At 64.9% G+C, this 15,438-nt stretch carries 15 protein-coding genes; all 15 read right to left on the reverse strand.

The features are described from left to right. Positions 1-99 precede the first annotated feature (99 nt). The gene (locus ACE3SE_RS09185) at positions 100-1,341 is read right to left on the reverse strand and encodes an STY4528 family pathogenicity island replication protein (RefSeq protein ID WP_374554798.1); all 1,242 of its coding nucleotides are present in this window, start codon (positions 1,339-1,341) and stop codon (positions 100-102) included. 3 nt (positions 1,342-1,344) lie between these two features. Then, positions 1,345-1,905: a DUF2857 domain-containing protein gene (locus ACE3SE_RS09190; protein ID WP_374554800.1), complete on the reverse strand. Its 561-nt coding sequence runs from the start codon at positions 1,903-1,905 to the stop codon at positions 1,345-1,347. 13 nt (positions 1,906-1,918) lie between these two features. Further along, positions 1,919-3,601, reverse strand: coding sequence for a ParB family protein (locus ACE3SE_RS09195; protein ID WP_374554802.1), 1,683 nt, complete (start codon positions 3,599-3,601; stop codon positions 1,919-1,921). Further along, a complete protein-coding gene (locus ACE3SE_RS09200; protein ID WP_374554804.1) occupies positions 3,594-3,857 on the reverse strand; it encodes a type II toxin-antitoxin system HicA family toxin in 264 nt (87 codons plus the stop codon). Before ACE3SE_RS09200 ends, ACE3SE_RS09195 begins: the two co-directional genes overlap by 8 nt. Then, entirely contained in the window at positions 3,841-4,707 is an 867-nt protein-coding gene (locus tag ACE3SE_RS09205; RefSeq protein ID WP_374554806.1) for a ParA family protein, read from the reverse strand. The genes ACE3SE_RS09200 and ACE3SE_RS09205 overlap by 17 nt, the downstream gene beginning before the upstream one ends. A 39-nt stretch (positions 4,708-4,746) precedes the next feature. Next, a complete protein-coding gene (locus ACE3SE_RS09210; RefSeq protein WP_324581666.1) occupies positions 4,747-4,968 on the reverse strand; it encodes an AlpA family transcriptional regulator in 222 nt (73 codons plus the stop codon). Positions 4,969-5,096: 128 nt separating this feature from the next. Next, positions 5,097-5,855: an ATP-binding protein gene (locus ACE3SE_RS09215; RefSeq protein ID WP_324581664.1), complete on the reverse strand. Its 759-nt coding sequence runs from the start codon at positions 5,853-5,855 to the stop codon at positions 5,097-5,099. A 555-nt stretch (positions 5,856-6,410) separates the two neighbouring features. Then, positions 6,411-7,307, reverse strand: a complete 897-nt coding sequence (locus ACE3SE_RS09220; RefSeq protein ID WP_374554808.1) for a LysR family transcriptional regulator — start codon at positions 7,305-7,307, stop codon at positions 6,411-6,413. Between the two features lie 117 nt (positions 7,308-7,424). Next, positions 7,425-8,936 (reverse strand): thymidine phosphorylase family protein, encoded by a 1,512-nt coding sequence (locus ACE3SE_RS09225; RefSeq protein ID WP_374554810.1) that lies wholly within the window; start codon positions 8,934-8,936, stop codon positions 7,425-7,427. Beyond that, positions 8,933-10,291 (reverse strand): MBL fold metallo-hydrolase, encoded by a 1,359-nt coding sequence (locus ACE3SE_RS09230; RefSeq protein WP_374554812.1) that lies wholly within the window; start codon positions 10,289-10,291, stop codon positions 8,933-8,935. The genes ACE3SE_RS09225 and ACE3SE_RS09230 overlap by 4 nt, the downstream gene beginning before the upstream one ends. 32 nt (positions 10,292-10,323) lie before the next feature. Continuing rightward, positions 10,324-12,708 (reverse strand): xylulose 5-phosphate 3-epimerase, encoded by a 2,385-nt coding sequence (locus ACE3SE_RS09235; protein WP_295382697.1) that lies wholly within the window; start codon positions 12,706-12,708, stop codon positions 10,324-10,326. A 33-nt stretch (positions 12,709-12,741) separates the two neighbouring features. After that, positions 12,742-13,638 carry a ribose-phosphate pyrophosphokinase gene (locus ACE3SE_RS09240; RefSeq protein ID WP_295382698.1) on the reverse strand — a complete coding sequence of 299 codons (897 nt, stop codon included), beginning with the start codon at positions 13,636-13,638 and terminating at the stop codon, positions 12,742-12,744. Between the two features lie 16 nt (positions 13,639-13,654). Then, positions 13,655-13,864 (reverse strand): sodium/glutamate symporter, encoded by a 210-nt coding sequence (locus ACE3SE_RS09245; protein ID WP_295382699.1) that lies wholly within the window; start codon positions 13,862-13,864, stop codon positions 13,655-13,657. After that, on the reverse strand, positions 13,864-14,889 hold the full coding sequence (locus ACE3SE_RS09250) for a lipid A deacylase LpxR family protein (protein WP_374554815.1): 1,026 nt from the start codon (positions 14,887-14,889) through the stop codon (positions 13,864-13,866). Before ACE3SE_RS09250 ends, ACE3SE_RS09245 begins: the two co-directional genes overlap by 1 nt. A 53-nt stretch (positions 14,890-14,942) precedes the next feature. Continuing rightward, on the reverse strand, positions 14,943-15,437 hold the full coding sequence (locus ACE3SE_RS09255) for a universal stress protein (RefSeq protein WP_295382701.1): 495 nt from the start codon (positions 15,435-15,437) through the stop codon (positions 14,943-14,945). Between the last annotated feature and the right edge of the window lies 1 nt (position 15,438).

A 15,438-nucleotide genomic window follows, 5' to 3' on the forward strand; every position in this document is an offset into this window, starting at 1 on the left:
ATCGCCCGGAAGGGCGTCAGTCAACAAACCGCAGCGGGTGCGCTCCCGGTTGTCGCCCCGGAAGGCTGCGTGTTCCATCTATCCCCTGGGGATAGCTGCTCAGGAATCGCCCAGGGTTGAACGCAGTTTCGCCAGGTAGGCCCGCGCTGCCTCGCGGCCAGGGCCGTTCGGCGCGGGCGGTGGCGGTGCAGACGGTGCCGGTGCGGCTGGCCGTGGCGGCGGCGCAGGCGGCGTCGATGGCGAACCGCCTTCGCCGGCCCAAGCCTTGAACTCGCCGCGGATCGCTTTCTGAATGATGCCGAACAGGTAGCCGGCCGGGTTGCGCACCGCGCTGTTGCGGCAGCGGGCATCCCATTCGTCCAGCACCGCTTGCCGTAGAGACTCGTCCACCTGCTGCAATGCCACCAGTGCGCCGCTTTGCTGCTCGTCTTTCAAGCGCAGCAAACGCTCGGGCAGGCACAAATGCTGCGACGCCTTTACGCGCGGTACTGTACGTACTTGATTTATACGACCCATACGTACTGTACGGTCCTCCTTCGGATTCCGAAGTAAGCCGTCTGGCGCGGGTTTCGGCCCTGCTTCAGATTTCGAAGACGGGGTTTCGAGATTCCGAAGTAGGCCGTCTTGGCCTTCTTCGGATTCGTGATCCACAGGCTCTTGTGGATAACTCGCATCCAGCCATTCGTTGCGGGCCATGCGCTGTGCCAGCACCTGCAGCCGCGTGGGCAACGTGCGGCCATTGAGCATCGGGTCTTCGGCGATCTCGCGCAGGGTGTTCATACCGACGATCTGTACCGCCTTCGCAGCATGGGTCAGTGCCTGGCTGACTAGGCCCAGGTAGTCGGGGTCGAGCTGCATTGCCTCGAAGGGCGTCAGCGGTTCGTCGTGCAGCACGTAGAGGTTGCCGAGGATGCGCCCGGTCTTCGGGTCGCGCCGCCGTCGCACCAGGCTCAGCCAGCGCGTCAGCCGCAGCAGCGTCAAGGCGCGCGCCACGGTCTCGTGCGAGGCCTGCGCCGCGCAGGGCATCGAGGCGAGATAGGGTCGGAGCTGGTCGTAGGTCGGAAAAGCGGTCACGCCGTCGTCGTTGAGCTGCAGGCGGAACACCTGCCAGGCATTGCGCTCCAGCGGTGTCAGGCGGCGGTCGAGAAACAACGTGCGCGGCACGCTTTCGTGCCGGTTGCCGCTGAAGAGGAAGCCATCGCTGACCGGCGCAGCCGGCGACGTGGGGGCTGTGCCGCGTGCAGCCAGCGCTGCCGGTGGCACCAGTTCCTGGATCGCCTCGTCAAACAGCTCCGACAGCGCCACGGGGCCATCGCGCCGGGGTGCGCCGCCGGTTGCCATGGCCTACACCAGCCCCTGGTCAATCCAGTTGCGTATCGCCGACCAGATCACCGACATCGGCAGGCTCAAGGTCTCGGCCAGGTCCATGGTCAGCGCCAGAATTGCCATCTCATCGTCGAGTGCGATGCCACGTTGCGCAACGCCGGCCTTCCAGTGCTTCCACAGCACCGTGTCCTGCGCCTCGTCCAGCACCGGATGCCGTCCCTTGCGCTTGGGCAGGCCGAGGATGTCGCGCCGCAACGCGACCTCCTGGTGCGTCAGCCCGTAGAAGCGGCTGACCATCTCCGTGCTAGCGCCCAGGCGCAGCATGCGGTCGACAGTCGCAATCTCCCGCTCCACGTCGTGCACCTGGCTCAGCAATCGCTTGAGCACCTCGCGGTTGACCGACACAGAGCACCACGAGACGGTGGCATTGACCAGCATGCTCACGAGTTCGGGATGCTTCAGCGCATCGAGTTCTTCCTCACCGAAGCCCATCGCCTTGCAGCGTCGCAGTTGCCCGTTGCGCAGGTCGTGCAACGCCTGCGCGATCACGGCCTGGTTGAGCGGGTGCGGTGCGGACATGGGCGGCCTCCGCTCAGACGCCGTGGTCGGGAGCGCTGGCGCCCGCGCCGGATTCCAGATCCACAAGCCGCCGCGCCAGGCGCAGCAGCCGGAACAGCTTGACCAGCCCGGCATCGCTCAGGCGCGGGTGGACCCCGCCGCCATACAGCAAAGGCGCCAGGTCGTCGGCCAGCCGGGCGCGATCGAGTCCGTCTGTGGCATGTGCGGCGCACAGCGCCTGCAGCAGCGTCAGCACCGCCCGCGCGAACGGTGGCATTGCGCGTGCGGCCGGCGGCGCCACGCAGGCGAAGCCGATCCCGCCGTCGCTGGGCTCGACCTGTTCGGTCACGCCGGCCTCCTCGGCGATCTCGCGTGCGAACTGCGCGATGTGCACGCGCAGCCGATCCGGCACGTCCAGGCCGGGCTCGATATACCAGACGTCCGAGATGGGATAGAGCCCGCCCACCTGCACGGGAATGGCGCGCAGCGCGTCGGCCTCGAAATCGGGTAGCTTGTCACCCATCTGGTCGGCGACCATGCGCTGGATGGATTGCAGGCGCTCGGTGGTCGGCGCCGGCGACACGATGTGGCCCTGCAGACGTTCATCGCGCTGGCCGTCGCCCTGCTGCTCGCCTTCGGCGCTAGCGGCCGGTGCTGCCTTGCCGGCATCCGCCGGCGCGGAAGCAGGAGGCCCCAACGACTGCACCGAAGGAGCAGCCGGCGACGAAGGCGGTGATGGAGGCCGTTGCGGCTCGGGTGCAGGTGTGGTCGGCGCCGAAGGTCGTGCCGATGGTGGCGCCGGATCGCTGGTCAGCGCACGCTGCCGGCTCTCCGTGTCGTCGATTTCCAGGGCCAGCGTGTCGTAGTCCGCTTCCAGCAGCTCGGCCATCTGGCCGACCAGCTCGTCCTGCACCCGCTGCGGCGAGAAGTTGTCGGGCTGCGTGTCGAACTGCCCCAACACGTCCTGGAATAGCGTGGCGAAATCCACCGGCAGGCTGCGGCCCAGGGCACGTCGCTCCCAGGTGCGTTCGCAGGCCTTGCGCAGCACTGCGAGCCGTTCGACCTGGTGCCGACCGAGCCCGCCATACAGCAGGTTTGGGATCGCCGGCAGCAGGTAGTGCACCGCGTCCTGCATGCGGCTGATGTGCGACTGCGGCACCGGAAAGCCATCGGCGGTGAGCCGCCGTGCCAGCTCGCTTTGCGACAGTGGCTGGCCGCTGTCCCGCCCCATTTCCTGCTCGTAGAACTCGCGCGCCTTCTCCACGCCCAGAGCCCGCTCGATGAAGCTCAAGCCACCGCGCAGCTCGTTCTCGGCCAGGTGGCCGGTCAGCATCACCACCTCGCCACGCTGCGGCCAGGGGCGAAACAAGCAGGGGATGCGGAAGAAGCGCTGGTCCTTGGTTTCGCTCCACAGCTCGCGCAGGATGGCTAGGCGCGTGTTGCCGCCGTTGCGGATGATGTAGTGCGGCTCGCCGGGCCGGCGGGTGATCGCGGGCGGCGCGTCCAGCCCGCGCTCGCGGATTGACGCCTTGATGTCCGCGTAGGCTGGGTTGCGCGTCACGCGCGGGTCGTGGTCATAGGGGCGTAACTGATCCAGCGTCACCACCATCGGTGTGTCGGCGATGGGATCGGCCAAGGCCGCGGCCGAAGGACCGCTGCGCTCGAAGCCCGAGACCAGCAGCTTGGCGACCATGTCGTCCGGCGTCATGTCAGCCATGGCCGCTCTCCTGCGGAGATGCCACGACTTCGACCGCCTGCGCCTGGCGGTCGGCGCGGCGAAGCTGCGCACGGGCATTGCGTTCGGCGCGGTAGTCGCTTGCCGTCGAGCTGGTGTAGATCGGCGCACAGTCCGGCTTCGTGAACAGCAGATGCCCGCCTCGGGTGCGCACCACCTTCCAGCCCTCGCCGAGGGCGAACTCGATCAGCGCTCGCAGCCGCTTGTGGCCGCGTTCCAGTTCATGCGCGCTGGCCATGGCCGGCCCCTCCCGCTTGTTCTCGGCCGGTGACGAGCGCAAAGCGCTCCTGCCAGGCCGGGAACAGCTCGCCGGCCAGCGCGCGCATGGTGTCCAGCGCCGCGGGTGCGGAGCGGCCCGCCGGCTGGCGGTACTCCACCCGATGCACCGGCAGGCCGCGCGTGGCCGCACGCGGATACGCCTCGATCGCCGGAACGTCGGTGTCCAGCACTCGCACACCGGGCTGCTCCTGGAATACCTGCCGCAGTGCCTGCTGGATCAGCCGCGCATTGGACGACACCGGATGCACGCGGTTGATGAGCAGGTGCAGCGGCGGCGGTTCGATGCCAAGGTGGCGGTATGGCGCGATGTCCTCGATGAGTTGCAGCGTGCCGCGCCGCAGCTCGCGGGCTGCGAGGATTTCCGGCGTCACCGGCGACAGCGCCAGGTTCGAGGCCAGCACCGCCATCTCCAGCAACACGCTGCGTGCGCCCTGGGTGTCGATCAGCAGCAGGTCGTAGCGCGGCGCCAAGGTGGGCAGCAGGTGGCGCAGCCTCAATCTGCCATCGGGCGCGTGCAGCAGCAGCGTGTTCAGCTCGCCCCGGTCGTCGTTCGAGAGCACCAGGTCAAGCCGCTCGATCGCGGTGTGCGACACCAGTTGCTCGACGCGCTGCTCGTTATAGGCCAGCATCTCGTAGATGCCGGCCGGCGCGCGTTCGGCCAGCGTGAAGTAGCTCGACAGCGTGGGCTGCACGTCCAGGTCCAGCAGCAGCACGCGCAGCCCGGCGTCGGCCGCGAAGCCGCCCAGGTTGGCCGCCGTCGTGGTCTTGCCTACGCCACCCTTGGTCGAAATGATGGACACCACCTGCATGGGCTTCTCCCAGTTGGTTGGCATGTGCCGGAAGAAGCGTCAGGCGCGCTCGTTGAGGCGGTCAGCGATCCACTGCTCGATCTCCACCGAGTCCCAGCCCACGGCGCGCACGCCCAGGCGCAGCGCCTTGGGGAACTTGCCTTCCTTCATGAGCGAATAGATGTGGGCGCGCTTGAAGCCGGTCTTGGCCTCGACTTCGGTGCGGCGCAAGATGCGGTGTTCGGCTGCCGGCGCGGCCGGTACGGTGGTCTGCGAAGACATGAGAGACACTCCTTGACGCTTACTGGCGCTGTTCGGAAAGTGCCTCGCATTGAATAGACGACCGCCGCCGAAATCACTGCAATTGCAGAAGGTGCGACTGCAATTGCAGACCGCACCCGGGGCGCAGGTCAGCGTGACGCTTCGAGGTGGCGCCGCGCCTGCGCAAGCTTGCTCCACAAGGTGCGTTCGCTCAGGCCAGGCCGGCCCTCGTGGTGCGCGAGCAGCGCGCTCACCACGGCATCCATGCTGTGGAACGACGAATAGGCCGCACCCGAAGGCGACTTGCCCAGCAGCAGCGTTAGTAGCCCGCCGATGATGTTGAGGTAAGTCGTCTCGCTGCGCAGGCCCGGCTCACGCGAAGTGTCGTTGGCGTCGCCGCGCGCGGCCTGCTTCTTCGCCAGGGCTTCATGCGCGGCGCGCAGCACCTCGTACACCTGCGAGAGTTCGGCGAGTTGCACCTTTGTCGCCTCGCGGTCCGCCAGCAGGATGTTGAGTGTGTCCACATTCACCATCGGATGCATCGTGCGTTCGATGTCGTCAAACAAGAATTCCGGCCGCTCGCCGGGGTAGTAGTGAGACATCCACGCTTTGAGATCCACGTGGCGCACGGTCAGCTCCGGGTCATCGAGCGCCGGCCGCTGCGCGTCGAGCACGATGCCGGACTTGCCGCCCGCAAGCTCGCCATGCGTTAGCGCGTCAAAGATGCGATCGACATACAGGCGAAGCAGCGGCCAACGAGGAAACTCACCAGACTCCGGCATGGCACGCGGCCCCAGCGTTTCCAGGATGTGCTGCTCGAAGCGCAGCAGCCCGCACCAGCGGATGCCCGCCTCGACCGGGCGGTAGGAGGTTTTTGCGCCAAAGGCAAGGCTGCTCGATTTCGGCATAATGCGCTCTTCCCATCGTCGGATCGACACATGGCAAGCGCGCGCGGCCCGATGAGGGCGCGTCGATTGCCCAGAACCCGATGAAGCGCGGGCCGGTCGGCACATGGCGGGGATTGCATCGGCGTTGACGCCGAGCGTTGCATAAGGGGCAAACACCTCCTGGCGATGCCCAATACGCCTCCACCATAATGCGCCTGCAAAAAATGCCTATTACCGGCGCAACGGTTTGAAAAGTCGCGCATCCAAACCAAAGCAGGGATGCCGCGCTTAACCGGGAAACCAGTGCAAAGTCTTCCGTAGGAAATCAGATCGGGTAAAGCGCCAATGCGTCAGCCGGATGAGCCGGTTTGCATCCAGGCAAAGCTCATGCGTTCTGCGTCAGTGCATTGGCCTTAAATGAGCTTGCGCGCAGGATCTTTCATGTCATGTAGATCGGCTGATCAATCGGCTGCGTCCCCGTGACGTAAAGAAGATGCCAAGCTGCGATCCAAATTGGGTCTGCCGTCAGACCAAAATAGAATCGCGCGATCCGAATTTCCCGCATCACATCGAGCGTTAATCGTCGTTTCGCACGCGCCCCACACGCTCCACACGGTCGATGAACTGCTGCAACGGCTCTGTGATTTCGCCTTCGAGCCGCAGTAGAAAGGTCGTCAACGAGGCGGTCTGATCGACCAGCGGACGAACCACGACGTTAGCCTGATGGCAACCGGCCATATGCGCCGCGCTCGTAAAACCCACACCGTAGCCGGCGGCCACGAGGGTCATCATCAAAGAATGTGTGCTGACGTACTCGGCCACCGTCGGCCGTACATCCGCCGTGCGGAACAACCGTTCGCGTTGTCGGTTGTACCATTCACAAAGCGGCGGTTCGCACAGCACCAGTGGATAGCTCGCCACTTCCTCCAGGGGCACTTCCTTGAAAACCAGCAGCGGATGTCGCGCCGGCAGCGCCACCATCAGCGGGTCTCGCCATACAGGCGTAGCGACAACGCCGGAATCCACCTCGCCAGCCAATGCAAGACCAACGTCATACAAGTCGTTGCGCAGTCCGCTCACCAACTGCGCCAGTGGCGCTTCAAATATCCGAATACCGAACCGTGGCACCTCCTCCCGGCAAAGCGCAAGCAACGCCGACAAGCGGACCTGCCCCATGTCCCCCGATAGCGCGATGCGCAACGTGTTCCGATGGTTCGTTGCGGCGCGCGCCTTGGTCTGAGCTTGCTCAAAGGCTAGCAGCACGCGCCGAGCATCTTCTAGGAAAACCTGGCCCGCCAACGTGAGACGAACGCTGCGCGGCAAGCGGTCGAGGAGTGACACTCCTAAGTCCGTCTCCATTTGGCGGATCGTCCGCGACAGTGGAGACTGTTCGATGTGCAGCCGTCTAGCAGCTCGGCCGAAGTGCAGTTCCTCGGCCACGGCGATGAAGCAGCGAAGGTGACGTAAGTTCATGCTTGCTCCCTACTGATGTGATCAATCCATATGATCGTAGGGAGCCCCATAGGTGCGGATGAGTCACCTCGGTATCGGGACGAGAAACAACCTAGGGGCGATATACGATTGAGATCCTTACTGTGCTACTCGGACAATTTCCCCGACTTCGTTTGCGTAACCTAGTGCGTAGGCGAGTTCCCCTTGCGTTTGCGCATGCAGGCGTAGCAATGTTTGGCCGCGTGCGACCTCATCGCCCAGCCGCACATGCATGCTGATGCCGGCGGCCAGGCTCTGCGGTGCTCCCGCCAGTTTGGCCAGTCGAGCGAGCTTGCGGTTGTCGATGTGCACGACTCGCCCTGCGTGCGCCGCGATCAGTGGTTCGACATACTCGGCGACGGGGGGCTGACGCAAGCCGCCTTGGGCTGCGCAAATGCGCTGGAATTTCTCCCATGCGCGACCGCTGTCGATCGTCTCCAAAGCCAGCCGCATGCCATCTCCTTCAGTTGCAGCCCCAGCCAATTCCAGCACTGCGCCCGCGACCGAGGCAGCGCGTTCACGCAAGTCCATAGGAGCGTCATCATCGCGATGCAGCACCGCCAGCACATCCTGTGCTTCCAGGGCGGGCCCGATGCCGCACCCCACTGGCTGATTGCCATCGCTGAAGATGCAGCGCAGAACCAGCCCGAATTGCGCAGCGGTCTCGGCCAGGCGGGCAGCCAGGTGTTGTGCCGCTTCCTTGCTGCGTACTTTCGCGGTGGAGCCTACGGGAATGTCGATGACGACATGGGTCGCACCGGCAGATATCTTCTTGGACAGCACCGATGCGATCAACTGGCCTTCGGTGTCGATGTCCAGTTCGCGCTCGATGCGCACGAAAATGTCGTCGGCGGGTGACAGGTGCATGGCCCCGCCCCAGGCGAGGCATCCGCCTTCGGTCTCGACCACGCGCCTCAGCGCCGCGATGTCCAGGTCTACCGGCGCCAGCGTCTCCATGGTATCGGCCGTGCCTGCCGGCGAGGTAATCGCGCGCGAGGAGGTCTTGGGCATGACCAGTCCATTGGCGGCAGCGATCGCGACCACGATGGGCGTTGTCCGGTTGCCGGGCAGACCGCCGACACAATGCTTGTCTACCACGATGGGTGCGTTCCATTTCAGTGTTTCACCGACCTCAACCATGGCGCGCGTCAGGGACACGGTTTCTTGCGCGTCGAGCGGCAATACTGCTGTGGCCGTCAGGAAAGCCGACAAATGCACGTCGGTGTAGCGCCCCTGAACCACATCGCGCACGATGGCCGCGAGCTCCTCTGGACTCAGGCGTTGCCCATGGACGCGCCTGCGAATGCCGGCCAGCGATTCCAGCACTGGCGGATGCCGGACGACCACGCTATCGCCGTCTCCGATGTCCAGGGCCGTCCAGGCGGCTTCGGACAATGCGACCTGGCCGGTGGCGAGCAAGTCGCTGTCGATTTGGTACAGCAGGGCTTGCACCTCGCGGTCGCCTGCAACGATCAGCACCTGGGAGCGAGGTGCCAGACCTTCAGCGCGGCAGACGTGACAGTCGGTGCGCATGAGCGCGACAGGCTGGTGCTGGGCATGCAGGTACATGCGTACCGCCCGCAGGGGAGGCGGAGGTAGCCGTGCGCTCACAGCTCGAACTCCTGGCCTTGCAGCGGCACCGTGGCCAGCCAGTTGAGTTCGCGCTGGACACGTTCGCGCAGGCCTTCGGAGGCATCGGGCTCACCATGCACGATGAAGAGGCGTTTGGGTGCTTGCGCAAAGCCCGACAGCCATTGCACAAGCTCGTCGCTGTCCGCATGCGCTGAAAGCATCGGCAGTTCAGCCACTTCAGCGTTTACGGGGATCCACTGGCCGAACATCTTCACCTCGCGTGCGCCTTCAATCAGCTTGCGTCCGCGGGTGCCTGCGGCCTGGAAGCCGGAGAAGAGCAAGGTGTTGCGGTGATCTGGCGCGAAGGCGGCAATGTGATGCAGCACGCGGCCACCGGTGGCCATGCCGCTGGCCGACAGAATCACCTTGGGATAACGGTTGGCCGACAGCGCCTTGGACTCTTCGACTTCGCGCACGTAGGTGACGGCCGCACAGGCTTGCTCGAACTCGTGCTCCGCGAGCTTGTGCTCGCTCTTGTGCCGGTACAGCAGTTCGGTCGCACTGCTCGCCATGGGGCTGTCCAGGTACACGGGGACGTTGTTCAACCCGCCTTGTTGGCGCAGCAGCCACAGATCGTGGATCAAGGACTGGGCACGGCCGACCGCGAACGCCGGCACCACCACCGTACCGCCGCGTTGCACCGTGCGGGAGATCACTTCGCCAAGCGCCTTGACCGCGTCCGAGCGGTCATGGCGGCGATTACCGTAGGTGGATTCGATCACAATATAGTCGGCCGACGGCACCGCTTCGGGATCGTGCATGACCGTGTCGCCGTAGCGCCCCAAGTCGCCCGAGAAGACGATGCGCTGGCCATCGATATCGATCTGTGCCGTTGTGGCGCCCAGGATGTGGCCCGCGCGGCGCAGCGTGAGTCTGGCACCGCCGGGCAGTTCGACCTCACTGTGCAGCGCTACCGGATGGAAGTGCTTGAGCGCACGTTCGGCGTCTGGCACGGTGTACAGCGGCAAGGCCGGCTTGTGCTTGGAAAATCCCTTGCGGTTGGCGAAGTCAGCGTCCTTTTCCTGCAGCCAGGCACTGTCGAGGAGGATCAACTCGGCCACGTCGCGCGTGGGCTGGGTGCAGAAGATCTTGCCGCGGAATCCGTCCAGTATCAGTCGGGGCAGGTAGCCGCAATGGTCAAGATGGGCGTGAGTTAGCACCACTGCATCGATGTCGCGAGGCGACACTTCCAAGCGGCGCCAGTTGAGTTCACGCAGGTTCTTCAGCCCCTGGAACAGGCCACAGTCGATCAGGATGCGTGTGTCGCCACTGGTGAGCAGGTGCTTGGAGCCGGTAACGGTGCCGGATCCGCCTAGGCTGGTCAATGAAAGCATGGATTTTTCTTTCTATGTTGGAATGATGTGAATCAGGCTGCCGATGAGCCCGTGGCAACCGCCTCAGAACTGGCAGACGCTGATTGGTCGTCCGGGTTGCCCACGGCAGCCTGCGAGTTGTTCCAGCCCGTGACTTGCGCTGCGGCATAAATGGCACTCACCCAGGTGCATCGGTTGGCGATCAGCATGCCAGCGACGTCGAGTGTGCCGCCACGGTTGATGTAGCCGAGCGCCCGTGTCTTCGAGGGGCCCGCGTCGATCCGGCGCAACACGCCCAGCATGGGTTCCGGACGGGTGTGGCTCAGCAGCACGCGTGGCAGCTGCGGGGGAAAGAGGCTCTCCAGGTCGGCATCGCCGAGCACGAAACCGGCTTCGATATCGTCGCGCGGCATGCGCAGCCGGCCGGGCTCGACCACCACGGTGACGCACGATGCCAGGCCATGGTGTGCCAGGCGCGCATGAGCCTTGAGGGCTTCCTCTAACTGGTAGGCACCGACCGCCACGAACTGCAGCTGCGCGGTGGCTGGGTCGCCGGCCACATGGGCCGCCCCGTGCGCGAGCAACGCCTGGGCCGCTTCGGCTGTGAAATGATTCGGCGTGTCGCGCTTGGACACCACGATGCAGGCCAATTGGCCCCGGCCGGCGTAGACCTCGCGCAGCGCGGCGGTCGCCGTGTTGGCATCGACCGGAAACAGCACCCGCGCGGTGTCCGACATCTCGCCCAGCAGTGTTTCTCCGATGGTGGGATCTTGGTGCGACTGCTCGTTCTTGCTGTTCTCCCAAGTGTGGGAGGTCACGATCAGCGGAACCGAGATCCAGCCCGGCGATTGGCCGAGCTCCTTCTGCCGGCGCGCGAAGATGATCTCCTGGCGCAGCATGCCCAGCATCTTGACCGCGAAGGCTTCGTAGCTGACGATCAAATTCAACCCACCCTTGTTGCCGAGCGCGGCTCCCGCAACGGCCTCCTCGTTCAGCGCCGTGATCACCGCGCCGTCCAGCGATTCCGCAACGCCGGGCTCGGGCACGTTGACGCGGTGCTTGAGTAGCGCCAACGTGGTGCCCATCTTGTTGCTGGCGAGTTCGTCGGGGTTGCCGATGCGCACGCGCAGCTGTGGATTCGCCTGCACTAGCGCGACGAACCAGTGGTCCAGCGCAGCCATGGCGCAGCTCGATGCGCCCGCCGGCGCCCAGTTCGGCAGCGGCAAGTGAGGGTTCGCTGGACGGCGGTGGGCCATAGGGTGTCCGCTCTCGCGCGGGCGCCGGTTCCAATCGTGGTTCGTGAGCGCGGCGAGAGCCTCCTCCAGCTGGGCCTCCGGCACAAAAAGCGCCGCAGCGCTCGCATTGAAAACCGCTCGTACTTGTGCGTTCTCGCGCGGGTTGCCCGCTAGCGGCAGGTTGTGGGCGGCATTGGTAGCAGCGCCCGGAAAGCCGAAGCCTTTCTCCGTCTCGGCAATCACGTAGGGCAACTTGGCTGGATAGCGCCGGTCCGCTTGCGCTACGAATGCGCTCAATGCATCCTCGGCTTCGATGATGGCACAGGCGATCGCCGCAGGATCGCGCCCATCGACAATGATGGGATCGAAGCCGTTGTGGCGCAGATCCTCGGCCAGCCAGCCAGCGCCGCCCTCCTGCACGATCTGGGTGCGTTGCTCGATGCGCCGGCCGTTGAGGACCATGACGGGGATGGCAAAGCCGCAGTCCTCGGCACGCCACCAGCGCGGCGCCCAGTCCGAGCCGCGCTGCTCCTCGAAGGCACCGTCGCTGAGGAAGGTGACCAGGCTTTCTCCCGGCAGTGGCGTATGCACATACTGCAGCTCGGCAAGCCCCAGGTAACCACCCTCGGAGATCGCGCCGGCCGTGTTCGGTCCGGCATGGCTGCCCAACGGCACCGCAGGCCGGCCCTGCTCATCGATGGCATAGGAGTAGAAATCCCCGATCAGCCGCGACAGGCCCGCCTCGCTGCGGTCGTAGCGGCCGCGTTGCGTAGCGGATACATCGCCGATCAAGGCATTCACCGCCTCGATGGCGGCCACGCAGTGGCCCTGTCCCATCACCCAGCCGCGTGTCGTTCCGGTCAACGCATTGGCCAGCAAGTAGCCCACGAAAGCCGGCACCATGTTCAGCGAGCCGCCGGTGTGGCCTTCAGGGGTGCGCTTGAAATCCTCGGGTTCCAGAGGGTTGCCGCTGCGGTCGATGCGCCGGGCATAGGTCATGTGGGCCACCACGCTCATGGCCGTGCAACTGACACGGTCGGCCGCACTCAACAGCGCATGGGCCGTGGCAACGTCTGCCACACGCATTTGTGTGACCAGTCGCTGCACCAGGGCCTGCATGCGTTCGATGGTTTCAGCGCGGTGGACGATGGGCCCGTAGCCGGACTGCCAGTCGGCAAGAGGGTTGGCCTGATGAGGGGGCATGTCGGTCTCCTTCAGATGTTGGGTATGCAGGGATCAGCCGCACGGATCGGTCTGACCGCTGAGCAGGGCTTGGGCGAACAATGGAGCCAAGGCAATCCGGTTGCTCGCATGCGGTACCGCGTCGGTGGACGTGATCCTGAAGAACAAGGGCGCCAGTTGTGTCCAGGCATCCTCTGCGAACAGCGCATGCACCACGACGCACTCAGGCCGACGCATCCCCTGCTCGACGAGCTTGTGCGCCGCCATGGCCAGCGTGCGCCCCGACGACGCGATGTCGTCCACCAAGACCGGGGTTCTGTCGCGCCAGGCGGACAGATCGGGGGCGTCAATGTCGACACTGCGATCACCATGGCGGGTCTTACGCAGCACGGCGTGCGGGACGCCGATGCGAGCCGCGATGGCGCCCACCCATTGCTCGCTCTCCTCGTCGGGACCGACGACCAAGGGCTTTTCGACGTGTTGCACGATCCAGTCGGCCAGCAACGGCGCGGCATGCAAAGCCTTGGTAGGAATGGTGTAAACCGCCGAGAGCGTGGGATGCCGGTGCAGATGCGGATCCACCGTGAGCAGCTTGTCGAATGTCGACGAGACCAAGCGTGCGAAAGACAGCGACGTCACGCTTTCCCCCTCCTGGAATCGCTTGTCCTGGCGCATATAGGCCAGATACGGCGCGACCAGGTTCACCTCGCTGGCGCCAAGCTCGCGCGCAGCATCAGCGGCGAACACCAGAGACAGGAATTGTGGATCGGGCCGGGCCAGCGTGCAGACCAGATCGACGGGACGACCCAAGGGATCGCCATGCAGACGGACATAGCTCTCGCCATCGGGGAATCGGCGTATTTCGATGCCGCCGACCTCGCTGCCGCACGCCTGGGCGAGGCTATGGGCCAGTTCTTCATTACCGGGAAGGGCCAGGGTCAGTCGTCGCATGGGGTGCTCTCTTTCTTCATGAGCTGCTTTGGATCTCACATGGTGACGCTGCCTCAAATAGCCACGACTGGGCCAGGGCGCGCAACGTCGCTACGTACAGCATGCCGCCTGCCAGTGCCTCAGAAATACGGTACCGGCGCAGCGGTTCCACGCCAGCGACCAAGCCCTTGCCAATGAACAGCAGCAAGATGGCCAGTGTGGAGCCCAGGAAGCGATCGACCTGCATCAAAATCTCCGCCCCACGGTGATCGTTCCGTAGACTGGGATCTCTTGCTGTCCGCGAAATTCGCGTGTGCGGTAGTAGCGCGCGAACGCGATGCGCCAGTGATCATGCGTGAACGCGAGGCCATAGCCGATGTCGGCCACGAAGGGCCGCTTGTCGACACTGTGGCTGGACTGAAAGGTATTGCCGTCCAGCGTGATGTCGTGCAAAACCCAGCGGGCGTCAAGCGCAACGAACAGATGCCCGTTCCAGTTGCCGCCAGCGGTTTTTCTGACAGGCGAGGTATTTTCACCGGCTGGCCGCAGCGGCGCGGTACCGAGGTCATCGGGCAGACGTATTCCGTAGCGAAGCTCTGCACCCGCGTTCGCGTAGGTGGCGAAGTTGCCCAGGCTGCCGCCCCAGTGGTGGGTGAAGTCCAATCCCCAACCGCCGGCAGTCTCTTGCCTGAATGCGCGAGTCCTGCGTTCGTGGATCAACTGCAGCACCGGTTCGTCGCGCAATTGATGCCCCCAGCCATTGAAGCGATCTACTCCAATGATGTCGTGCCACCAGTTCTGTGTTTGTCTGGCCAGGGAGGATGGCCCTACCACGCCAACGCGAATCTGCGAGGTACGAAGCGTATCTGCAAGCCTCGCGTTGTAGCCGAAACTCAGCATCAATGCGCCGGCGAAAGGCCGGTCATCAGCCATCAGATCACTGCGCGTCTTGTCGGTCGGGGTGTACATCATCTGCCCGAGTCCGATCGTCATGTTCTGCTCGTCGAAACCCTCGGGCTGCAGAACTGCGAGAAAGCGATTCAGTCCACGGACAAGTCGCGGAAGGCATGGGTCATCGATATAGTCGATCAGGTTTGGAGAGACCCAACTGACGAGAAACCCATTGGTGTACCCCCGGTCCTGACCAACGCCTCCGAACATGTCGTTGTCGATCCGCAGATTGAGCGTTCCGGTCGAGCGCAGCGGGTTGTCGCGCGGGCAGGACTGTTCCTGCGCAAAGGCATTTTCGGACGCGATGCTCAGCGACAGCAACAGTACGGCTGCGGCGCCAAGTCTCTGAACGAAGTGTTTGGGCTGGACTGCCGTCACGCTGCAGTGCCCACCCACTCCGGTTGGCTGGTTACAGCGGCTGATTGGGGCTGACGCACCAGCATGACAGGAACCGGTGCTATGCGGGCCACCTGCTCAGCGTCGCTGCCCATCAGCAGCCGGTCCACGCCGCGGCGGCCGTGCGTGCCCAGCACCACCAGATCGCAGCGCGCGGACAGGGCCTGTTGGGCGACCAGTACCGACACCCGCTCGCCCTTGCTCTCGACCAGCAAGGTTTCCACTGCCAAGCCTTGGCCGCGCAGGCGTGCGGCAGCGGCATCGAGCAGGGCCTGGCCGGCGGCCAGGAAGCCGGGGTGGACCTGTTCGATATAGACCTGCGGCCGTTCGAAGCCGTTGCAGTGCTTCAGCTCTTCGATTACGTGCAGCAGCACCACGGTCGCGCCGCTTAGGCGCGCCAGCGACGCGGCATGGTCCAAGGCCAGTTCGGCAGTGGTACTGCCGTCGAGCGGCACCAAGAGTCTGGAATACATG

This window comes from Aquitalea pelogenes (assembly GCF_041914625.1).
GTDB lineage: Bacteria > Pseudomonadota > Gammaproteobacteria > Burkholderiales > Chromobacteriaceae > Aquitalea > Aquitalea pelogenes.